Raw genomic sequence first — 20402 nt, forward strand, 5'->3', positions numbered from 1 at the left:
TCCGTTCTCAGGGGTTGTTGGTGGCTTCTCCGGCGATGCCGCGCGCGAGTGCGACGGCGCCCATCACGGGCGACCGGGAAAGGATGTGCAATTTGACGTCGACATGGTGCCGTACGAGGGCCGACCGCAACGCGTTCTGCAGGCGGGGCTGGCGTTCGATCACCGAGCCGCCCGCGACGACGGCATTCGTTCGGACGCCGCGCGCGAGGAGCCGGTCGACGAGTCCAGCGAGTTCCTCGCCCGCGTTCCGGATGATGTCGGCGGCGATCACGGACCCTTCGTCCGCGGCGGCGAACACCTCGGGCGCATGAACCCCCCAAGCCCCGGCCGACGCGACCCGCGTGACCGCGAGCGCGAGTTCGACACCGTCACGGGCGGCGAAGGCGGCCAGCAACCGTTGCCCGAGCACGTCGATCGCCTCGCCCCGGTCGAGATGGGCCAGTACGGCCCGAGTGGCATCGCGCACGAGGGCGGGCGCACTGCCCTCGTCACCGAGCAGCCAGCCCCAGCCCCCCGCCGTCAGTAGTTCGCCGCCGCCGTCGCGGGCCGTTGCGATCGATCCCGTGCCGACCACCACGCCGATCGCGCCGTCCACGCCCATGGCCGGAGCCATGAGCTCCGAGTCGTTCACCACGACGACGGGACCGGTGAAGAGCCGGCGGAGCACGTGCTCGAGCTCGTGGCATTGGTCGGTGTTGTCGCAGCCGTGCGCCCCCACCGCGAGCGGCGCTGACAGCACTGACTCGCCGAGATGGCCGACGAGAAGGTCTCGCAGTGCGACACCGTCGGCGCGGAAGTCCCCGAGCGCACCCCGCCAGGAGACCGAGGGGACGACGAACTCGCGGGTCCGCCAGCTCCCGGCAGCTTCGACTGGTGCGACCGCGACCTGGGTCTTGGTACCGCCGATGTCGACGGCGACGACGTGACCCGACAGTGCCGTGCCGTCGCCCGCGATCGGGAGGGTCATGTCAGGCTCCTTGATGTGCTGCTGAGATCGGCGAGGTTGCCGCCGGTCCTGTCGAATCGGGTCAGACCGGAAGGGCTGCGGCCTCACGATCGACGAGCAACTCCGCATTGCGGCACTCGGTGACGATCGTGGCCGGCCAATCCGCTTCGTACGATTCCGCCGTCGTGATGCGCGCGAACGCCTCGCGCTTGTGCTCGCCGCACAGGATCATCGCGACCTCCGCGGACAGTCGCGCGATCGTGTCGATGCCGACCGTGACGCCGTTGCGCGGCACCATGTCGAGATGGGTGAACTCGGGGAATGTGCCCATGTTGTCGCGGCGGGTCGCCTCGCCGAGGTCGACGATGTGCGTCTTGGTCGCACGAGGGGTGCCCGGCTGATTGAACGCGATGTGGCCGTCGCTGTCGCCTGATGCGAGCAGGAACAGGTCGATGCCACCGGCCGCGGCGATGCGCGCATCGAACTGTTCGGGAGCCTTCGGATCCGCAGTCCACAGTTCGGTCGGGGGCACGGTGCCGGCAGCGGCGCAGGCCTCGGCGATGGGCGCGAGGATGTCGCGACGGGCGAAGCCGAGACACGAGTACGACGCCTCGGGGTCGACGATGTGGAACTCGCCGCGCGCGTCGGGAACGACGTAGTCGTCCATCATCACGATGACCAGTCGGGACAAGTCGCTTCCCTCGGCGGCATGACGCGTGAGGGCGGCATAGACCGGCGACGCCGTACGGCCGCTCGGGCAGCCGAGCAGGAAGGGGGCATCGCCCTTCGCCGTCATCCGGTCGACGATGCGCGCCGCGAGGAGGTCGCCGATCGCGTTCGCGGTAGGGAGGATATGTGGTGTCAGTTGCACGTTGTTGCCTTTGCTTGAGATTCGCGTCCGAGCGCGGTCATTCCTTGATCGCCCCGGCGAGCATGCCCGAGATGAACTTGCGCTGGAAGATCACGTAGAGGACGAGGACCGGTGCGGCGACGATGAGGCCGCCTGCCGCCATCAGGTTGATCTGCGTGACGTACTTGCCCTGGAAGACGCCGAGGGCGACGGTTGCGGTCTGGTTGTCGCCATGGAGGAACACGAGCGAGAGGAAGTAGTCGTTCCAGGTCCACATGAAGCTGAGCAGGACCAGCGTGTACACCGCCGGCATGAGGTTGGGCACGGCGATCGACCACAGCATCCGCATCGGCCCGGCACCATCCAGTGAGGCCGACTCGAAGATCCCGCGCGGCAGGGCCCTGAAGGCCGCCCGCATCCAGAAGATCCCGAACGGCACACCCATTCCCAGGTGGATGAGGATGACGCCGAGGAGATTGTCGGTCAGCCCGAGAGTCCGGAACTGGTAGTAGAGCGGCACGATGATCGCTTCGAGGGAAATCATCATCCCCAGCAGGATCAGGGGGAAGAACCATCGATCGCCGATGACGCCCAGGACGCCGAACGCGTATCCGCCCATGAGCGCCAGGATGACGCCGACGACCACCACGGAGACGGTGATCACGAGCGAGACCGTCATGGAACGGGCGAACTCGGCGTTCTCCCAGGCGGTGACGAAGTTGCCCCATTGCAGATCGGCGCTCGGTCGCCCGGCGCGGTCTGGGCTGAGGGCCGCGGCCAGGAACGTGCCGACCGGCCACAGCACGACCAGTGCCAGTAGGCCGAGAATGAGATAGTTCCAGATCTTCTCCGCACGGGAGGACATGTTCACTCCTTCTCCGAGATGCGGGTGATCACGAGAGCGATGACGAGGCAGAGGACGGCCATGACGACCCCGATCGCGGCCGCTTGGCCGACATTCGGGTTGACGAAGGCCGCCTTGTAGAGCGCGACCGCTGGAGTCAGCGTGGACGTGCCCGGGCCACCCCGAGTCGTGATCCAAATGAGGTCGAAGGCGCGCAACGCGGCGGTGATCGTCAGGGTGAGGGCGACGGCGAGCTGACCGCGCAGCCCCGGGAGGGTGACCGCGAAGAACTCGCGCACGGGGCCGGCGCCGTCCATGCGGGCGGCCTCGTACAACTCCGGGGAGATCGAAGACGCTCCGGCGATGAACAGCACCATGCAGAAGCCGAACGTCACCCAGGTTCCGATCAGTCCGACGGCGGGCAACGCCCAGGTGAAATCTCCGAGCCAGTTCTGGGCGAGTTCGCCGAGGCCGACCGCGCGCAGGGCTTCGTTGATCGGACCTTCAGGTGCGTACATGCGCTTGAAGATGAGCGCGATGACCACGCTCGTCAGCACCTGCGGCAGGAAGAAGATCCACCGGAACACGGCCATTCCGCGTCGGTTCGCGCTCGTGATCATCGCCGCCGAGAGCAGACCGAGCGCGATCGGCAGAATCGCGAAGAAGACGAGGAGGACGAGCACGTTCCCCAAGGTCGAACGCAGCACGGGATCGGTGAAGAAGTTCACGTAGTTCTGGAGACCCACCCATGTGGCGCTGCTGAACCCGTCCCACTTGTAGAACGAGTACTGCAGTGACTGCAGCAGCGGCCAGAGCACGACGGCCGCGTACAGCAGCAGCCCGGGCGCCGCGATCAGCAGCCCGACCCGACGCGTCCTGCGATTCGCGTGCGAACCGCGGCGCCGCTTTCGAGGGAGCAGCATCGCCCGAGTGGCCGTGGGGCCGCCGTCCGCTACCGAAGTCGCGGCGGCCCCAACCTGCGTGATGCTCATCGTCCGTTGCTTACTGCGCCAGGAAGGCGTCGCGGTCCGCATCCACGGCGGCGGTGAGGTCTTCCGGCGTGGTCTTTCCTGCGAGCAGGAGCTGCGTGTTCTGCGTCAGGATGTCGAGCATCGTGGGGCTCGCCCAGTCGAAGTAGGGCACGTATCCGTCATCGGCATCGAGCGTCGCGGTGGCCGCGGCTTCGCCGCTCTGGCTGAGCACATCGGGGATGGTGACCTCGTTGAGCATCGGGACAAGGCCGAGGTCGACTGCAGTCTGGCTCGCGTCCTCCGACATGAGGAAGTCCAGGAACGCGGCGGCGACATCGGGGTGCTCGGCCTTCGCCGAGATCACCATGGCGCCGGGGGCTGCGCCAACGCCGACCGTGGTGTCGTCCGCTGCTTGCGGCAGTTGGATGTAACCGAACTGGTCGAGCTGGTCACCGCTCAGGCCGAGTGCACCGGTGTAGTCGAAGCGGAAGACGCCGTCTCCGTCGAGGAAGTCGGCCAGTGAGGTCTGGTAGTCGATGCCCTCGAAGTCCGGGGTCAGCCAGCCCTGCTCGTTCCAGTCCTCGAGTGTGGTGGCGGCGTCGGTGAGACCCGTCTCCTCCGCCGTCACGTCGGGGTCGCCGTAGACGAAATCATTGATGTCGGCTTCGGGGCCGTAGAGCGATTGGAGCCCCAGGAGGGCTGCGGTATTGCCGTCGAGTCCGCTGTAGCTGAACGGGATCTCGCCGGCCTCCTTCGCCGCAGCAGCGGCGGCCTCGAGCTCATCGAGCGTCGTCGGCGCCTCGATGCCGAGTTCCTTGAGCTTGGCGGCGTTGTAGTAGATGCCGATCAGCGATGCGCGGGCGGGAGGGGTCGCGAACCAGGAACCTTCGCCGATCGTGGTGAAGTCGGTCGTGAACTGGTTCTGCCGAGCGATCGTCGTCGGCACAGTGTCGTTCCAGTCATACAGGTCGGCGTACGCGTCGAGGTTGAGCACGAGGCCGGCCTTGGCGAGGGTCCCGAGGGACGACCATCCGTTGTTCGCGGATGCGATATCAGGCCCGCCCTCGTCCTGGAGCTGCAGGTTCAGCGTGCTCGTGAGCTGGCCCCAGTCCTCACGCGTTCGCTCGATGGTGACGTTCGGGTACTTCTCCTCGAACTGGTCGATGAGGGAGACAATCCACTCCTCCTCGGCCGAAGTCCAGAAGTCCGAGAGCTTGAGCGTGACGTCGCCGGCGGCGGCCACATCGTCTGAGACCGAGGTCGGCGCCGCCGGGCCTGGTGTGCTCGCCGCTGGGGCGCACGCGGTGAGCGCGAACGCCGCCATCGAGCCGATTGCGACCGCCGCGAGGCGAGTCTTCTTCGAGAACATTTTCACTCCGTCGTGGTGTGTGGGGACGAGAAACCTCATCAGGCCTGGTGCAGCAGCCCGGACGGCGGGGGGACCGTCACGGGCAAGCTACCACGAATAAACCAGTTATTCCAGTTGCGAACCAATACTCCGAAATCTTGCACCAGTCTCGACATGTGGTACCGTGTCGTCGTGACTCTCGCTGCCGCCGCCACGCAGGCCTATGACCAGCTCGCTCAGGAGTTGGACCAGGGCGCCTACGCCGCTGGAACGAGGCTGCCCGGCGAACGCGAGCTGTCTGCACGCTTGGGCGTCAGCCGCGTCACGCTTCGCGCAGCGCTCACCGCGCTTGAAGACGAGGGTCGCCTCACCCGCTCGGCGCAGCGCGGCTGGTTCGTTCCCGCCAATGTGGTCGGCGAGCCGCCGAGCACCCTGCAGTCGTTCACCGAGATGGCACGCGCCCGAGGGCTGCGACCGACGGCGCGAGTCCTCCGCCAGGAGGTGCGCCCGGCCACGTTGTCCGAAGCCGACACCCTCCGTGTCGCACCCACCTCCCCCGTGATTCAGATCGATCGGCTTCGCGGTCTTGATGGGCGTCCGGTGTGTTTCGATGTCGTCGTCGTGGCCGAGGAACGAGCGCCCCAGTTGGCCGATGCTCCACTCGACAACGCCTCGCTCTACGAAACGCTTCGCGAGCGCTGCGGTATTGCCATCCACCGCAGCGCGTACAGCGTCATGGCGGCCACCGCCGATGCGTCGATGGCCCGGCTGCTCGACACGGTCGTGGGCGCCGCCGTGCTCATCGGCGAAGAGGTCGCCTACACGACCGACGGCACTCCCATCCTCCTCGGCACGAACACGTACCGGGGCGACGCCTACCGATTCCAGGCCGACCTCTTCCGGCGAGCCTGAGCGTTCACGATCTCGTTGCGAGGAGCCGGCTCTCGAGGGCAACTGCCGCATCGCTTCGTCAACGCCGGACCATTCGCTCCAGACAGGGCGCGAACCCGGCGGCGCGCAAGCTCATTCGAAACGACACCCCGCTGGGAGACGCCGGCATCACGACCTGAATGGTCCAGTAACCGGCACGCTGCAATGCATCGATCGCGTCGAGCGTGGCAAGCTGGCTGGAACCGGCCTCGATCGCTGAAGCGCTGAGTACTGCGATTCGATCGGACGACCGCCAAGTGTCGTCAGGACCTGGAACGATCGTCAACTGGAATCCTGCCTGCCCAACGAGTTCCGACAAGCTCGCAGGCGCCTGCTCGGTTCCTTTCCCGGCGGCTGGTCTTGACCGCATCCAGATCTCCGAGTGTGGCTCGAATCCATGCCGAAGGTAGAGCGACTTCGCTCGATCGTTTCCACTCATGACGTCGAGCGCGGCGACGAGGCCGCGTCGGCGCACCTCGCCGTCGAACGCCGCCATCAGTCGTGTTCCCAGGCCACTCCCCCGCGCGTCGGGAGCAACGCTCAGCGTCTCCAGCATCCTGCCCTCGGATCCGGCGACGAACTCGTCGAACGCTAAGGCGTACCCGATCGCCGTGGAATCCCGCCGGGCGATCCAGAGAGTGGGGTTCGCCTCCCCCGCGAATACACGCTCGTAGTGGGCGCGGCGAAGCGACCATGTCCGCTCCCGAGGAATGATGGCGAACCCGGCCGCGCCGATGGAGCGATGATGGTCGAACAGCGTCTCCCACAGCGGCGCCACGACGTCGATCGACTCGAAGCCGACTTCGGTGATGGTCGTCCTCGCGCTCACGAGCTCCTCCTTCGACGCTCTGGGCGAGTCATCTGTCCCTCACGATAGTTCAGCCGCGAGCGGTGTCCACCGCATTCTTCCCTGCTCAAGGGACGGATCGGGTTGGACCCACTATGGGGACGGGGTGCCGCCCACCACGGGCTCACCGCTCGTACACGATTTCGCCCCCGACCACGGTGACTGCCGTCTGCAGAGAGACGATCGCCTCGGCGGGCAGCTCGAACGGGTCGCCCGTGGCGACCGCGAGGTCGGCTCGCTCGCCGACCCGCACGCGGCCCGGGCGGCCGAGCACGAGCTCGGTCGATCCCGACGTGTAGGCCGCGAACGCCTGCTCGAGCGTGAGCGCCTGGTGCTCGGCGTCGAGGGTCGGCGGCAGGGCGCCGGACTCGGCGCCCTCGGGCAGCGGCGGCACCTCGACGCCGGGAGGCGGCGGCGCCCAGCGGTTCACGACCACGTGGATCGCGAGCCACGGGTCGGGCGGCGACACCGGCCAGTCCGAGCCCATCGCGAGCTCCGCCCCGCCGTCGGCCATCGCGCGGAACGGGTAGCCCGCGAGCATCCGCTCCTCGCCGATCATCGGCACGACGTACGGGTCGGGAGCGGCCCACAGGCCCTGGATGTTCGCGGTGATGCTGAGCGGGCCGAAGCGCGCGGCATCCCCGGGCTGCACCATCGAGAGATGCGCGACGTGGTGGCGCGGCGCCTGGCGGCCCGCCCCGGAGCCACGTGCGGCCCCGTTCGCCGCGCGCGCCGCCTCGATCGCGTCGAGCGCGACTCGGATGCCGCGGTCGCCCATGATGTGCAGGTGCAATGCGAAGCCCGCCGCATCGAGCTGGGCGACGAACGCCCGGATCACGTCCTCGTCGAAGTGCAGTTCGCCGGCGAACCCGTCGCCGTTGTTGCAGTAGGGCTCGAGCAGCGCCGCCGTCTCGCCGTGCGGCACGCCGTCGATCATCGCCTTCGCGGTCGAGGTCGAGAATCCCGCACGAGCATTCCGATCGCGCGACTCGACGAACTGGGCGACGAGCGCGGGCACTTCGTCGAGGTCGAGCCCGGGCGCGATCCAGAGCGCCCCCGAAACCGAACTCCGCAGCTCGCCCGAGGCGATGCCGCGCAGGTACGCGGGCGTGCAGTCGGCCTTGCCGTTGTACTCGCCGAGGATCGCCTCGTGCCAGCCCGTCACGCCGATCGACCACAGGTACTCCTGCGCGTTCAGCAGGCCGGCGAGCACCTCGTCCTCGGTGGCCGGCGGGATCACCCGTCCGACCAGCTCGGCCGCGGTCTCGTTGAGGTACCCGGTCGGGTCGCCGTCGGCGTCGAGGTGGATATGCCCGTTGTGCGGCTGCGGGGTGTCGCGATCGACGCCCGCGAGCTCGAGCGCCCGCGAGTTGACCCACAGCGTGTGGTGCCCGGCGTCGCTCAGCGCGACGGGGCGGTCGGGCACGATCGCGTCGAGCACCTGCCTGGTGGGCGCCGGGAACAGCTCGTGGCTCCACCCGCCACCCGTGAGCCATCCGGCGTCGCTGCGCTCGGCGCCGGCGCGAATCAGCTCGAGCGTCTCCTCGACGCTCTGCGCCGGCGTGAGGTCGAGGCTCAGCCGTTCGACACCCGCGAACGCCGCGTGCACGTGCGCGTCCACGAACCCGGGGTGGATGACGCCGCCTGCGGCGTCGACGATGCGTGTCGCGTCACCGCGGAGCGCGAGCATGTCGGCATCGGCACCGACGCGCACGATTCGGTCGCCCGCGACGGCGACCGCGGTGTGCACGGTGCGCACGCGCCCGTCGAAGACGCGCCCGTTCACGATGACGAGGTCGGCGGGTTCGGTCATGTCGGTCTCGATTCTCTGCATCAAGCTCGGGGTTCGGGATCCCTCGGGCGAGGCATCCGGTCGGGTGACGCCGCCTCAGACGAGTCGGAACACGCGGATGATGACGAAGCCCGGCTCGGCCCGGGCGTACCCGACGAACTGGGACTCGGTGAGCCACTGCAGCTCGGGGTGGTCGGTGCGGAACTGGAACGCGGTGCGGTAGTAGAGGTCCTGCTCGGCCACGTCCTCGCCGGCCTCGATGCGCGCCCAGGTCGCCTCGTCGGTGCGCCAGATGCCCCGGTTCACGACCTCGACGGCGGCCGGGCCCGAATCGAGCGCGGCCTCGATGACGTAGCGGGCGTCGAGCTCGACGACGAGCCCGCGACCGACCCACCAGTCGCCGCCGCTGTTCAGCACGACACCGCCCAGCCGGGGCCCGTCGAACGTGCCGCCCGAGACACGGGCGAAGTGCCGCCCCTCCCCCGGCGTCGACCCGCCGAGCGGCAGCTCCTCGTCGACCTGGCAGCGCAGCTCGAAGCAGTACTCGAAGGCGGGTTCCATCAGCGAGGTCGACATGGGTGTGGTGGCTCCCTTCGTTCGGGGATCAGGCGGGATCAGGCGTCGGGGACCATGGCGCTCGAGCGCGTGACGGTCGGCAGTGACTGCGTACGACCCAGTCTGCGCCGTCTGGGCGTCCAGCCCTCGCGCGGGATCGAGTCGAGCAGCAGTCGGGTGTACTCGGCCGAGGGATCGTCGAGGATCTGCGCGGCGGTGCCGCGCTCCTCGATGCGCCCCTGCCGCATGACCACGACCTGGTCGCACAGGCGCCGGATGACCGTGAGGTCGTGTGTGATCATGAGCAGCGCGACGCCCGTCTCGCGACGGATCGAGTCGAGGAGCGTCAGGATCTCGACCTGCGTCGTCACGTCGAGCGCCGACACCGCCTCGTCGAGCACGAGCAGCACGGGGTCGGCCGCGAGCGCACGGGCGATCGCGACGCGCTGCCGCTGCCCGCCCGAGAGGGCGCGCGGCCGACTGTCGAGCAGGCTCTTGTCGAGCCGCACCTGCGACATGAGCTCGGCGACGCGGGCCTCGACGGCGACCTTCGCGTCGCGCGGTCGGTGTACCCGCACCGCCTCGACGAGGCACTGCCGCACCGTCTGGCGGCGGTCGAGCGACTGGTACGGGTCCTGGAACACCATCTGCGCGATCTTCGCGCGGCGCCGTCGTTCGGCGCCGCGGCGCGCGGGCACGCTCCAGTCCTCGCCGTCGACCGTGATCGTGCCGCCGTCGGCGCGCTCGAGCCCGAGCAGCAGGCGCGCGGTGGTCGACTTGCCCGACCCCGACTCGCCCACGATGCCGAGCGAGCCGCCTGGTGCGAGCTCCATCGACACGTCGTCGACGGCGACGAGGGTCTCCCGGCGGCCGTTCGCACCGCGCACCTGGTACGCCTTGCGGAGGTTCGCCAGCGTCATCATCGGGTGCGACGCCGGGGCATCCGCCTCGATCGGGGGCGCCTCGTCGAGCGACGCCGACATGAGCACCCTCGTGTAGTCCCCCCGCGCGTCCTGCCGCATGGTCGCGGCGCGCAGCGTCTCGACGATGCGCCCGTGCTGCATGACGTTCACCCGGTCGCAGACGGCCCCGGCGAGCGCGAGGTCGTGCGTGATGAACAGCAGCGAGAGCTCGCGATGGGCGCGCAGGTCGGCGATGACGGCCATGACCTCCTCCTGCGTGGTCACGTCGAGCGCCGTCGTGATCTCGTCGGCGAGCAGGAGGTCGGGGTCCATCGCGAGCGTCGCGGCGATCATGACGCGCTGCAGCAGGCCGCCCGACAACTCGGCGGGATGCTGCCGCATGCGCCGGGCGGGATCGGTGATGCCGACCTCGTCGAGGAGGTCCATTGCGCGCTTCGCGGCGGCCTCCGGCTTCACGTCGGCGACGTGCACGAGCGCCTCGGTCATGAAGTCGCCGATCGTGCGGAGCGGGTTCAGGTGCGCCCGCGGCGTCTGGAACACCATGCCGAGACGGCGGGCGCGCAGGTCGCGCAGCGCGCGCGTACCCATCGCACCGAGATCGTGCCCGTCGACGCGGATCGTGCCGTTCGTGGTGAACCCGTCGGGCAGGAGGCCCGCGACGGCGCGCACGGTGAGGGTCTTGCCCGAGCCGGATTCGCCGACGAGGCCGACCGCCTCGCCGCGTCCGACCGCGAGCGTGCTGCCGAAGACGAGCTGACGGGGCCCGTCGGCGCCTGGCGCGAACACGTCGAGACCCTCGATCTCGAGCACGGATGCGTTCATCGTTCCTTCTCCTCGGCCCAGACGGTGACGCGCGCGCCGACGATGCCGACGGCGAGGACGGTGACGACGACGAGGATCGCCGGGAAGACGGACTGCTCGGGGGCGCCCGCGAGGATGCTCGCCTGGCCGCTCGAGATCATCGATCCCCAGTCGGGCGCGGGCGGTTGCTGCCCGAGGCCCAGGAACGAGATCGCGGCGAGGTCGAGCATCGCGTACCCGAAGCCCACCGCCATCTGCGCGGCGACTATCGGGATCATCGCAGGCACGAGGTGGCGGAAGCAGATCGCGAGACTCGAGACGCCCTGCACCCGGAGCGCCGCGATGTACGGCTTGCCGAGCTCGCGAGAGGCGGCGGTACGGGTCAGCCGGGCGACGACGGGGACGTAGGCGATCGCGAGCGCGACGACCGGGGCGACGAGCCCTTTGCCGAACAGCGTCACCGCGAGCACCGCGATCACGAGGCCGGGGATCGCGAAGATGACGTCGACGAGACGCGCGATGCCGCCCGACACCCACCCGCCGAACCACGCCGCGGCGAGCGCGAGCGCCACGCCGAGGAGAGTCGAGAGCAGCACCACGACCACGGGCGCGAACACGCTCGCCCCGGCGCCGACGAGCACCCGCGAGAGGATGTCGCGGCCGAGGTCGTCGGTGCCGAAGAGGTGTTCGGCGCTCGGCGCCCCGTTGACCGGGCCGACGTAGAGTTCGTACGGGTCGTAGGGCGCGAGCCACGGGCCGGCGAGCGCGACGATGACGACGACCCCGAGCACGGCGAGCGCGACGACGAACGTCCAGTCGCGCTTCGCCGCGCGACGGGCGGCGGCGGGCACGGCCGCCTGTGCGATCTGCGCGACGCTCATGCGAGGGCACCTCCTTCGACGCTCGACGGGTCGATGAGCGCGCTCACGAGGTCGGCGACCGCGTTCAGCACGACGAAGACCGTCACGAGCAGGAGCGACACGATCTGCACGACCGGCAGGTCGGCGCGGGCCGCCGCCTGCACGAGGAGCGACCCGATGCCGCCGAGCCCGAAGGCCACCTCGGCGATCGCGGACGCCGCGAAGAGCCCGGCGATCGTCGTGCCCGCGATCGCGAGAATCTGCGGCGACGCGTTGCGGAAAACGTGCGCCCCGAACACCCGGCGACGCGGGATACCGCGCACCCTCGCCGTGTCGACGTGCTCCGAGTGGAGCTGTGCGACGAGCGCGCTGCGGGTGACCCGGCTGATGTAGGCGATGAACAGCACCGCGAGCGAGATCGCCGGCAGCACGAGGTGCCACAGGCGATCCCAGGCCCCCTCGCCCTCGCCGTACACGGGGAACCAGCCGAGGCTCTTCGCGAAGACCCAGATCAGCAGGATCGCGACGACGAACGTCGGCAGCGCCATTCCCAGCGACGTCGCCGTCGCCACGGCACCGTCGACCGCGCGGCCCCTGGTCGCGGCCAGGATGCCGGAGCCCACGCCGAACACGAGGATCAGCACGACCGTCAGCAGCACGAGCTGGAGGGTGATGGCGAACCGCGGCGCCACGAGCGTCGTCACCGCCGTCTTGTAGACGAACGACCGCCCGAAGTCGCCCTGGATCGCGCCCGTGAGCCACTCCCAGTACCGCTGCCAGACCGGGTCGTCGAGGTGGTACTCGGCCCGGATCTCGGCGATGAGCTCGGGCGTCGGCTTCGCGCCCCCGGCGAGCGCCGCGATCGGGTCTCCGGTGAGCAGCACCGCCGAGTAGATGACGATGCTCGCGAGGAAGAGCGTCAGCAGCAGGCCGCCGAGCCGCCCCAGCAGCATCCGGGTCAGGGTGTTCACCGCACCGTTCCTCTCTTCGTGCTCTGTTCGCGGACGCAGCCCCGCATGCGCAAGCGCCGGCCGGCCTACTGGCCGCCGAGGTGCAGCGCCCAGGGGCTGCTGTACGCGGCGACCGACGTGGTGACGCCCGTGAGGTCGTCGTTCAGGTAGGTGAGCTGGTACGTGCCCGCGAGCGTGACCTGCAGCTGGTCGGGCGCATAGACGGCCTGCGCGGCGACGAACTCGTTCGCGGCCGCCTCCGCGTCGGTCGCGTTGCGCGCGGCCATCATGTGCGCAGTCGCCTCGCCGTCGTCGTAGCCGCTCCAGTTGAAGATGCCGCCCTGTTCGGCGGGGAGCACGAACAGCGACGGGTAGCCGAGCACGCCCGGGGTCTCGAGGTACCCCTGGGTGGCGACGAAGTCGACGCCCTCGCGCTTGGTCGGGTCGTAGAACAGCGCACCGAAGTCGGAGGCCTGCATCTCGTCGATCTCGAGGTCGAGGCCGATCTTCTCGCCCGCGGCCTGCATGATCGTCGCGGTCTGCTCGAACTCCTTGGCGCCGGCGGGCACCGCGACGACGAGCGGCTCGCTCACGTCCTCGCCGCTGTCGGCGACGAGCTGCTTCGCCTGCTCGAGGTCGACTTCGGGTGCGGCGAGTTCGTCGTAGCCGGCCTGGTAGACGTCGGCCTCCGCCATCGACTGGAACGAGAACTCGGGCACGAGGGTCTTCTGCACGTAGCCGAGGCCGTTCACGACCGTCTGCAGGTACTGGTCGCGGTCGATCGCGAGGCTCAGCGCCTGGCGGATCTTCGGGTTCGCCGCCGGACCCGTGGCGGTCGTCGGGCCGAAGCTGTACGACGCGGTCGAGTGGCCGATCGTGAGCGTGCCGGCGCCGTCGCCCTCGAAGACCGCTCGCGAGCTCGGCGAAACGTTGATGGCCCCGTCGATCTCGCCCTGGGTGAGGGCGGTCGCGAGCGTCGACCCGTCGTTGACGAAGGTGTACTTGAGCGTCTTGACGAGGGGTGCGCCGTTCCAGTAGTCCGCGTTCGCGGTCGTCGTGATCTCGCTGCCGGGCTTCCAGCCGCCGGCGGCGAGCTCGTACGGACCCGTGCACATGAGGCCGCCGTCGGGCGTGCCGAGCGCATCGCCCGCCGCCTCGCCGAAGGCCTTCTGCATGACGGCGCCGGCCTGGCCGGCGAGCGCGTCGCGGAAGGTCGAGTCGGGCGCGACGAAGTGCACGGTGACCTCGTTCGGGCCGGTCGCGACGATACCCGTGGCGGGGTCGGGCACGACGAGCGCGAAGGCGCCGTACCACTGCGACTCGGGGTTCGTGCCCTGCTGGAGGCTGTAGACCACGTCGTCAGCGGTCACGGGGCTGCCGTCCCAGAACGTCACGTCGTCGCGCAGCTCGATGACGAAGGTCACCGGGTCGACGAACTCCGCGCTCGTCGCGATGCCCGGCTCGATCGAGAAGTCGGGCTGCAGCGAGAGCAGGTTGTCGCAGAGGTTCGGGATGATGAGGTTCGCCGAGGCGGCCGGGTTCAGGGTCGCGGGCTCGCCCTCGGCGATCGCCCACGTGACCTCGTCGACGGCCTTCGTGCCGGCGGGCAGCGAGTCGACGATCGTGAGCTCGCCGGTGTCTCCGTCGACATCGGTGCCGTCACGCGGGGTGCATGCGGTCAGGGCGAGCAACGCGGCGCAGGCGACGGCGCCTGCCGCGAGTCGGGGTCGGTTCATGGTGGGGGTCCGTTCGGTCGGTGATGCGAGGGTGATGGGGATGACGCCGCCGGTGTTCAGGCGAGCAGGAAGACGCGGATGCAGACCTGGCCGTCCTCGTCGCGGGCGATGCCGAGAAACTGGTGCTCGGCGAGCCAGCGGTGCTGGGGCGCGTCGGTCTGGAAGACCGGCGCCGTGCGGAAGTAGAGGCCCGGGTCGTCCTCGGGCACGTGCTCGCCACGGTCCATCCGCTCGAGCACCTCGGGGGTCGCCCGGAAGTACCCGCGGTTGAGGATGTCGATCACCGCGCCGTCGTCGGCGCGGATCAGGTAGCGGGCCTCGAGCTGGGCGGTGCCGAATCGTTCGACCGCCCAGTCGCCGCCACCGGCGAGCACCTCGCCGTTCAGCCGCGGCCCGGTGACGCTGCCGCCCGAGACGGGCGTGAAGGAGAGCTGCTCGTCGGGGCCGCGGCCGATGTGGAAGTCGGGGTCGATCGTGGCGCGGATCTCGAAGACGTACTCGAGGTTCGGCCACGACGTGGGAGCGATGGGGTTCACGGCAGTTCTCCTTCGAGGACGGTGAAGTGCAGTTGGAATCCGTCGGCTCCGCCGACGACGAGCGACTGGGTGTTCGGGCGGGTCGCCCCCCACGTCCACGGATCGGCACCCGTGCCGGTCTGCGGCAGGAACTCGGGGTAGTCGCTGCTCGAGACGTGAACACGTAACCGGTGCCCCGCCCGCAGCCGGTACCCGACCTGGCCGAGGTCGATCTCGATGACCGCGGGGTCGGCGTCGTTCGCCTCCAGCAGCTGCACCTGGCCGCGTGCGATGCGGAGCGCGGTGCGGTCGGGTGCGACGTCGAGCACCCGCACGAAGCAGTCCATGACGGGGCCGTCGGACGCGATGCGGAGCCGCGCCGAGACCGGGCCCGCGAGGTCGACGTCGGCCACGGCCTCGTCCGACTCGAAACGCAGCACGTCGGCGCGGTCGCCGAGCTCCGCCTCGTCGGGGGCGAAGAGCAGGAACGAGAACGCATCGGGCACACTCGAGGGCACGAGGTCGTCCGGGTCGTGAGTCCACCTGAGCACCGACTCGGTCGGGGCGGGCGCGGCGGCGAGGCATCCGTCGCCCGTCGCGTACCGGCTGACGCGACGCGCACCCTCGGGCGGCCAGACCGGGCTCTCGCGCATCTCCCCGGTGCCCGCGAGGCTCCAGGTCACGCGCGGCAGCTCGGCCGCCGCCCCGTTGCCGCGCACGAAGACCTCGAAGAACGCGAGCGCCGGGTCGAGCGTGCGCGGCAGCAGGTCGCGGATCTGCGCGTCGCTGCGATCGGCGACCCGGTCGCCGTCGGCCTCGTGCAGCTGGTAGCTCTCGTGGTCGATCGACTCGATGCGCAGGTAGTGGTGCGCGTCCCAGTTCGGGCGCTGCGAGATCCGCTCGACGTCGGCCCACGAGAGCGGTGCGCAGTTGTCCCACCAGCCGATCGTGTGCAGCGAGGGCACCGAGCGCCCGGCGAACGGGTCGCCGTTCGGGAAGCGCCTGAGCAGGACGGGGTTCGGGTACCACTGGTCGTAGCTCAGCCCGCGCGCGCCGACCTGGCTCATGAACTCCTCGGCCTGGGCGGCGAAGTCGCGGCGCGACCAGTCGGGCTCCCACTGCAGCATGTCGTTGTCGAAGAACTGCGTGAGCGGGTACATGTAGGTGACCCCCCACTCGACCGCGCGCGTGCGTCGCGAGGGGTCGCGGTGCACGGGCTCGCCAAGGCCGGTGCCCGTGACGCGCGGGGCGATGGCCTTGAGCGCCGGGTGCCCGCTCGCGGCGGCGGCCCACTGCGTGTAGCCGTAGTAGCTGTCGCCCCACATCGCGACGCGGCCGTTCGACCACGGCTGACAGGTGATCCACTCGATCGTGTCGTAGCCGTCGTCGACCTCGTTCACGAAGAGCAGCGCATCGCCCTCGGACCGGAACTTGCCGCGCACGTCCTGCGCGACGACCCGGTAGCCGTGTCCGGTGAGGTACTCGGCGACCTGCGGGATGAAGCAGTAGACGCCGGACTTGTCGTACGGCAGTCGGATCAGGATGGTGTCGCCGGGTGCAGTGTCGGCGGCATCGGGTGCGCCGGGAAGGTAGACGTCGCCGGCGAGCAGCACCCCGTCGCGCATTCGGATCCGGGCGGGGACCGAGAGCGGGCTCTCGGGCGCCGGGGGGATGCGCTGGATGTCGGGCATGTCACTCCTTCGAGACGGGGCGTCCTGCGACGCGGTGACGGTCACGTTACGGACGTGGGTCTAAATAGTCAAGTCTGACTAGACAAGAATCGCAGAACCGCTACACTCGGCAGAGTCGAGTGCGAGGCATCCGCATCGCAGGAGAGGAGAAACCCGCCGATGGCACGACCCTCCGTCGCCGCCGAGCGCCGCGAGCAGATCCTCGACGCGACCATGGCGACCATCGCCGAGCACGGCATCCACGGCACGACGCTCGACCGCATCGCCACCGCGACCGGCATGTCGCGCGGCCACGTGCGCCACTTCGTCGGCAACCGCGACAAGCTCCTGCTCGACACAGCGACCGCACTCTTCGCCGACCAGACCGGCGAGGTCGGCACGATACTGCCCGCCGGCACGTCCGACCTCGAGTCGGCGCTCGACTACCTCTTCGGCCCGGCGTTCAACTCACCCGACCGCGAGAACGCGGTCGTGCTGGGGTTCGTACAGCTCTCACGCACGGACCCCGAAATCGCGCAGGTGCTCACCAGCGCCTATACAGCCACGCGGGTGCAGCTCGCCGACCTCGTCGCCTCAGACCATCCCGATGCATCGCCGGATACCTGCACGACCGCGGCGTACGGCGTGTTGACCTGCGCACTCGGCTCGGTGTTTCTCGGCGATTTCGACGCCGACCCCACGCGCGCCGCGCGCTCCCGCGCGGCCGCCGAAGCGCTTCTCGCCGCGCTCTGAGGTTGGGCGCATACACGCCCAATGCGCACCGCCGCGACGTCCATGCAATTGTGCGCCGCTCCTCGGGCTTGATCAGTTCGGACTGCGGACGTCCTGCCGACACTCGGTTGCGGTCGCTGATCACTTGAGGAAGATCCTCAACAGAATGATCAGCAGCCCGAGCGCAGCGGTGGCACACGCACCGCCCATCGCCAGTACCAGACGACCCGTCGGCTGGCGAACGCGATCCACCTGAGAATGGCCAGAACGAGAACACCCATCCAGAGGGTGGACAAAGATGCGACCTCCACTCCCAGCACACTCCGAGAGCCCCGAGGGCGAGCGAGATCAACGGCGGGACCGTCGCGTACAGCAACCCAATCGATCGCCCAAATGCGAACCGGATGGACTCCCGCACACGGATCGGCTCACCCTCCGCGCGAGCTCCCTGGACGGCGATGGCAACGATATACATCTGCGAGAGCCAAAGGACGAGCATGCTGACGATGGTGACGCCCATGGTGTTCAACGAACGCCCACTGTCGTCCGACACCGCGATGACGACGCTGACGAGCACCATGCCGGAGACAAGCTCCGGCGTCACAAGCCCATGCCGCAAGCGAGGCATCGACCACGGACTCTCGAAGCGAGCGGGGCCCGCTCGATCAGCCATTCATTCACCCCCGCGGGCCCACTCCGCGGAAACTGAAGGTGATTCGCGAGCCGATGCGCCGTGCCTCACCAGACCCTATGTCGACCCGCAAATCCCCGCACCGACGATCGATCTCGGATTCTTGGCGAGCGGGCCGACGGCAGTCACCGACTCCGTCGTGCGATCTTGGTGATGCACCATCATGGGCCCGGTGTCATGATGACGGGACGTGACCAGCGAGGGGGAATGCGCATGTCGATCGAAGCAAGCACCAGGACGGGGCTGACGAGGGATCAGTTGGCCGAGGAGGTGACGCGCCTTTCGACGCCCGACCGCTTGTCGACGCCGTTCGGTGACTTCGAGTTCTTCGACGGCGTGCCTACGCCCGAATCGGTTCAGACCATCTTCGACGGGCTCGACCTCGTCCGCGGCATCACAGCTTTCCTCGACACGATCCCGGGTGCGTCGCTTGTCGCCATGCGGCACGGGCTGCGCGTCGCCGGCGTCGACTCGCCCGACAAGATCGCATTCACCGATCCGAAGTGCAACTCTGGTGCGCTGTGGCTCACGCCGAACACCGAGACCACCTACGGAGTTGCGTTCCTTGACCTGCGGGCGTGGGGTCCAACGGTCATCGAGGCACCCCCGCAGGCGCTCGGCGTCGTCGACGACTTCTGGTTCCGGTACGTCGCCGACATGGGAATCGCGGGCCCCGACAAGGGCGCCGGCGGCAAGTACCTCTTCCTCCCTCCGGGATACGACGGCGAGCGGCCCGACGGGTACTTCACCTACGAAAGCCCGACGTTCACGAACTTCGTGGTGATCCGCGCCCTGGGCGGGGTGCCCGCCATCAAGCAGTCCCGCATCTATCGACTGAGCGATGCCGCCGCTCCGCCGGAGAACACCTTCGTGAACATCGCCGACCAGGTGTTCAACACGATCCACTCGAACGACTTCTCGTTCTTCGAAGAGGTCGCCGAGATCGTCGCCGAAGAACCCACCGCGGCACTCGACCCCGAGCGCGCGGGGACGCTGGCCGCCCTCGGCATCGCACACGGGAAGCCCTTCGCGCCCGATGAGCATCGGCGCGGCGTGCTCGACGCCGCCGCCCGCATTGGTGCCGGGATGGCGCGCGCCAACCTCTACCGGCCTCGCAACCCGGAGTCGTACCGCTGGGACGGATCCTCGTGGAAGGAGGGGTTCGTCGGCGGCAGCTACGAGTTCCTGAGCGACGGTGCGCGCAATCTCGACGCCCGCACGCTGTTCCACTACGCGGCGACCGTCATCACGCCGGCGATGGCGCACGCGCAGGTTGGTGCCGGCTCGGCCTACATCTACACCGCGCAGGACGCCGACGGCGCGCTGCTCGATGGAGCCGCCACGTACTCGCTGACGATCCCTCCGAACCCGCCGGCGAAGAACTTCTGGGCGTTCGACCTCTATGACACCCAGACCCGGTCGCTGTTGCAGTCGACGCTCTACCCAGCTCTGTCGAGCCTCGGCGAAGGCCTCCAGGCCGAAGCCGACGGTTCGTACGTCCTGTGGTTCGCGCCGACCGCCCCCGATGGCAAGGAGTCCAATTGGATCCCTACGCTGCCTGGCAAGTCGTGGTGGCCCCTGCTGCGCCTCTACGGCCCGCTCGAGTCATGGTTTGACAACACGTGGCGCCTGCCCGAGATCGTTCGTGTGAGCGAGTGAGTCGCGATTGCAGATGAGTACGCGGCCACGGCGCCCGTTCGCCGGGTGCCGTGGTTGCGTGTCCCACAGGCCGAGATCGCTGAAGGTTGCCGAGCACTATCGAGGTGTCCGGAGCCTGAACGGCGCGCTTTTCGTAGTACTGCTCGGTCACCCTAGACCGTTTGTGGCCGGCGAACCGGGCGGCCCCTTCGATGCCGAGTGCGTCTGCAACCGCGGTCACCGCGGACTTGCGGAGCGCGTGCGGCACGAGTGCCTCGTCGAGCCCAGCCCATTCCCGGACGCGCCGCAGGGAACGGTGCACATCTTGGTTCCGCTGGGTGCCCCGGTGCGGGTTTGGAAGACGAACTCGTTGTCGCCCGATGCGATCTTGCGACGGCGGAGCATCGGTAGGAGTTCGTCCGGAACTGAGATGCGCCGTCATCCAGACTCCGTCTTCAGATAGTCCTCATAGCGCTTGGGCAGGCCTTTGGAGTCAATGACCTTCCCGGCGATCGTGATGCTCGGCCGGTCCGAGTCGAGATCCACGAATTGCCACTTGAGTCGGACTGCCTCGCTCACGCGGGCGCCGGTGGCGAGGATCAGATCCACGACATCGCCGAGCAGATCGGATGGCCGCGGTCCCATCCGATCCGCGCGGTTCTGGTAGTCGCGAATGATCGCCCGGAAACTCTGCAACTCCACCGCGTCGGGAGCGTAGATGGGCTTCGGGCGCCGCTTAGCGCTCTTCACCTCCCACGCCGGACTGGCGACCATGAGGTCATTCATCACGGCATACGAGCAGA

18 protein-coding genes are annotated in these 20402 nt (G+C 69.0%); 3 read left to right on the forward strand and 15 right to left on the reverse strand.

Annotation, left to right across the window (positions count from 1 at the left end):
- Positions 1-7: 7 nt before the first annotated feature.
- The 5 genes from ACFWGP_RS04535 to ACFWGP_RS04555 all read right to left on the reverse strand — a co-directional run bounded on the left by ACFWGP_RS04535 (position 8) and on the right by ACFWGP_RS04555 (position 4980).
- Positions 8-967: an N-acetylglucosamine kinase gene (locus tag ACFWGP_RS04535; RefSeq protein ID WP_275505769.1), complete on the reverse strand. Its 960-nt coding sequence runs from the start codon at positions 965-967 to the stop codon at positions 8-10.
- 61 nt (positions 968-1028) lie between these two features.
- Positions 1029-1817, reverse strand: coding sequence for a 6-phosphogluconolactonase (locus ACFWGP_RS04540; protein ID WP_376930209.1), 789 nt, complete (start codon positions 1815-1817; stop codon positions 1029-1031).
- Positions 1818-1854: 37 nt separating this feature from the next.
- Positions 1855-2661 (reverse strand): carbohydrate ABC transporter permease, encoded by an 807-nt coding sequence (locus ACFWGP_RS04545; RefSeq protein WP_376930210.1) that lies wholly within the window; start codon positions 2659-2661, stop codon positions 1855-1857.
- 2 nt (positions 2662-2663) lie between these two features.
- A complete protein-coding gene (locus ACFWGP_RS04550) occupies positions 2664-3563 on the reverse strand; it encodes a carbohydrate ABC transporter permease (protein WP_275505766.1) in 900 nt (299 codons plus the stop codon).
- A gap of 79 nt (positions 3564-3642) precedes the next feature.
- The gene (locus tag ACFWGP_RS04555; RefSeq protein WP_275505765.1) at positions 3643-4980 is read right to left on the reverse strand and encodes an ABC transporter substrate-binding protein; all 1338 of its coding nucleotides are present in this window, start codon (positions 4978-4980) and stop codon (positions 3643-3645) included.
- A 15-nt stretch (positions 4981-4995) separates the two neighbouring features.
- Here ACFWGP_RS04555 and ACFWGP_RS04560 point away from each other — a divergent pair, with 15 nt between their 5' ends.
- Complete coding sequence (locus tag ACFWGP_RS04560) at positions 4996-5871, forward strand: GntR family transcriptional regulator (RefSeq protein ID WP_275505764.1); 876 nt, start codon at positions 4996-4998, stop codon at positions 5869-5871.
- A 58-nt stretch (positions 5872-5929) separates the two neighbouring features.
- Here the strand turns inward: ACFWGP_RS04560 and ACFWGP_RS04565 are convergent, their stop codons facing one another.
- The 9 genes from ACFWGP_RS04565 to ACFWGP_RS04605 all read right to left on the reverse strand — a co-directional run bounded on the left by ACFWGP_RS04565 (position 5930) and on the right by ACFWGP_RS04605 (position 16559).
- Complete coding sequence (locus ACFWGP_RS04565; protein WP_275505763.1) at positions 5930-6718, reverse strand: GNAT family N-acetyltransferase; 789 nt, start codon at positions 6716-6718, stop codon at positions 5930-5932.
- 142 nt (positions 6719-6860) lie between these two features.
- On the reverse strand, positions 6861-8549 hold the full coding sequence (locus ACFWGP_RS04570) for an amidohydrolase (protein ID WP_376930211.1): 1689 nt from the start codon (positions 8547-8549) through the stop codon (positions 6861-6863).
- A 75-nt stretch (positions 8550-8624) separates the two neighbouring features.
- A complete protein-coding gene (locus ACFWGP_RS04575; protein ID WP_376930212.1) occupies positions 8625-9104 on the reverse strand; it encodes a DUF3237 domain-containing protein in 480 nt (159 codons plus the stop codon).
- Between the two features lie 38 nt (positions 9105-9142).
- Positions 9143-10828: an ABC transporter ATP-binding protein gene (locus ACFWGP_RS04580; RefSeq protein WP_376930213.1), complete on the reverse strand. Its 1686-nt coding sequence runs from the start codon at positions 10826-10828 to the stop codon at positions 9143-9145.
- Positions 10825-11688, reverse strand: a complete 864-nt coding sequence (locus ACFWGP_RS04585) for an ABC transporter permease (protein WP_376930214.1) — start codon at positions 11686-11688, stop codon at positions 10825-10827. The genes ACFWGP_RS04580 and ACFWGP_RS04585 overlap by 4 nt, the downstream gene beginning before the upstream one ends.
- Positions 11685-12638: an ABC transporter permease gene (locus ACFWGP_RS04590; RefSeq protein ID WP_275506961.1), complete on the reverse strand. Its 954-nt coding sequence runs from the start codon at positions 12636-12638 to the stop codon at positions 11685-11687. The genes ACFWGP_RS04585 and ACFWGP_RS04590 overlap by 4 nt, the downstream gene beginning before the upstream one ends.
- Before the next feature lie 65 nt (positions 12639-12703).
- Positions 12704-14353 (reverse strand): ABC transporter substrate-binding protein, encoded by a 1650-nt coding sequence (locus tag ACFWGP_RS04595; RefSeq protein WP_275506960.1) that lies wholly within the window; start codon positions 14351-14353, stop codon positions 12704-12706.
- A gap of 56 nt (positions 14354-14409) precedes the next feature.
- Positions 14410-14889 (reverse strand): DUF3237 domain-containing protein, encoded by a 480-nt coding sequence (locus tag ACFWGP_RS04600; RefSeq protein WP_275506959.1) that lies wholly within the window; start codon positions 14887-14889, stop codon positions 14410-14412.
- Positions 14886-16559 carry a CocE/NonD family hydrolase gene (locus tag ACFWGP_RS04605; RefSeq protein ID WP_376930215.1) on the reverse strand — a complete coding sequence of 558 codons (1674 nt, stop codon included), beginning with the start codon at positions 16557-16559 and terminating at the stop codon, positions 14886-14888. The genes ACFWGP_RS04600 and ACFWGP_RS04605 overlap by 4 nt, the downstream gene beginning before the upstream one ends.
- A gap of 159 nt (positions 16560-16718) precedes the next feature.
- Here ACFWGP_RS04605 and ACFWGP_RS04610 point away from each other — a divergent pair, with 159 nt between their 5' ends.
- Together ACFWGP_RS04610 and ACFWGP_RS04615 are read left to right on the forward strand one after the other, a co-directional pair.
- Positions 16719-17291: a TetR/AcrR family transcriptional regulator gene (locus ACFWGP_RS04610; RefSeq protein ID WP_255679931.1), complete on the forward strand. Its 573-nt coding sequence runs from the start codon at positions 16719-16721 to the stop codon at positions 17289-17291.
- Positions 17292-18174: 883 nt separating this feature from the next.
- Positions 18175-19620 carry a DUF1254 domain-containing protein gene (locus ACFWGP_RS04615; protein WP_376930216.1) on the forward strand — a complete coding sequence of 482 codons (1446 nt, stop codon included), beginning with the start codon at positions 18175-18177 and terminating at the stop codon, positions 19618-19620.
- 417 nt (positions 19621-20037) lie between these two features.
- Here ACFWGP_RS04615 and ACFWGP_RS04620 read toward each other — a convergent pair whose 3' ends face one another.
- Positions 20038-20385 carry a hypothetical protein gene (locus tag ACFWGP_RS04620; RefSeq protein ID WP_275506956.1) on the reverse strand — a complete coding sequence of 116 codons (348 nt, stop codon included), beginning with the start codon at positions 20383-20385 and terminating at the stop codon, positions 20038-20040.
- Positions 20386-20402: the final 17 nt, after the last annotated feature.

The organism is Agromyces sp. NPDC127015 (assembly GCF_042725165.1).
In the GTDB taxonomy this organism is placed as follows: domain Bacteria; phylum Actinomycetota; class Actinomycetes; order Actinomycetales; family Microbacteriaceae; genus Agromyces; species Agromyces chromiiresistens.

What these genes read in the sequence shown, in the direction of transcription:
- ACFWGP_RS04575 (WP_376930212.1), bottom strand. Translation starts at nt 9,104, where the DNA reads ATGTCGACCTCGCTGATGGAACCCGCCTTCGAGTACTGCTTCGAGCTG.
- ACFWGP_RS04585 (WP_376930214.1), bottom strand. Translation starts at nt 11,688, where the DNA reads ATGAGCGTCGCGCAGATCGCACAGGCGGCCGTGCCCGCCGCCGCCCGT.
- ACFWGP_RS04550 (WP_275505766.1), bottom strand. Translation starts at nt 3,563, where the DNA reads ATGCTGCTCCCTCGAAAGCGGCGCCGCGGTTCGCACGCGAATCGCAGG.
- ACFWGP_RS04545 (WP_376930210.1), bottom strand. Translation starts at nt 2,661, where the DNA reads ATGTCCTCCCGTGCGGAGAAGATCTGGAACTATCTCATTCTCGGCCTA.
- ACFWGP_RS04595 (WP_275506960.1), bottom strand. Translation starts at nt 14,353, where the DNA reads ATGAACCGACCCCGACTCGCGGCAGGCGCCGTCGCCTGCGCCGCGTTG.
- ACFWGP_RS04580 (WP_376930213.1), bottom strand. Translation starts at nt 10,828, where the DNA reads ATGAACGCATCCGTGCTCGAGATCGAGGGTCTCGACGTGTTCGCGCCA.
- ACFWGP_RS04610 (WP_255679931.1), top strand. Translation starts at nt 16,719, where the DNA reads ATGGCACGACCCTCCGTCGCCGCCGAGCGCCGCGAGCAGATCCTCGAC.
- ACFWGP_RS04555 (WP_275505765.1), bottom strand. Translation starts at nt 4,980, where the DNA reads ATGTTCTCGAAGAAGACTCGCCTCGCGGCGGTCGCAATCGGCTCGATG.
- ACFWGP_RS04570 (WP_376930211.1), bottom strand. Translation starts at nt 8,549, where the DNA reads ATGACCGAACCCGCCGACCTCGTCATCGTGAACGGGCGCGTCTTCGAC.
- ACFWGP_RS04620 (WP_275506956.1), bottom strand. Translation starts at nt 20,385, where the DNA reads ATGAATGACCTCATGGTCGCCAGTCCGGCGTGGGAGGTGAAGAGCGCT.
- ACFWGP_RS04605 (WP_376930215.1), bottom strand. Translation starts at nt 16,559, where the DNA reads ATGCCCGACATCCAGCGCATCCCCCCGGCGCCCGAGAGCCCGCTCTCG.
- ACFWGP_RS04615 (WP_376930216.1), top strand. Translation starts at nt 18,175, where the DNA reads ATGTCGATCGAAGCAAGCACCAGGACGGGGCTGACGAGGGATCAGTTG.
- ACFWGP_RS04535 (WP_275505769.1), bottom strand. Translation starts at nt 967, where the DNA reads ATGACCCTCCCGATCGCGGGCGACGGCACGGCACTGTCGGGTCACGTC.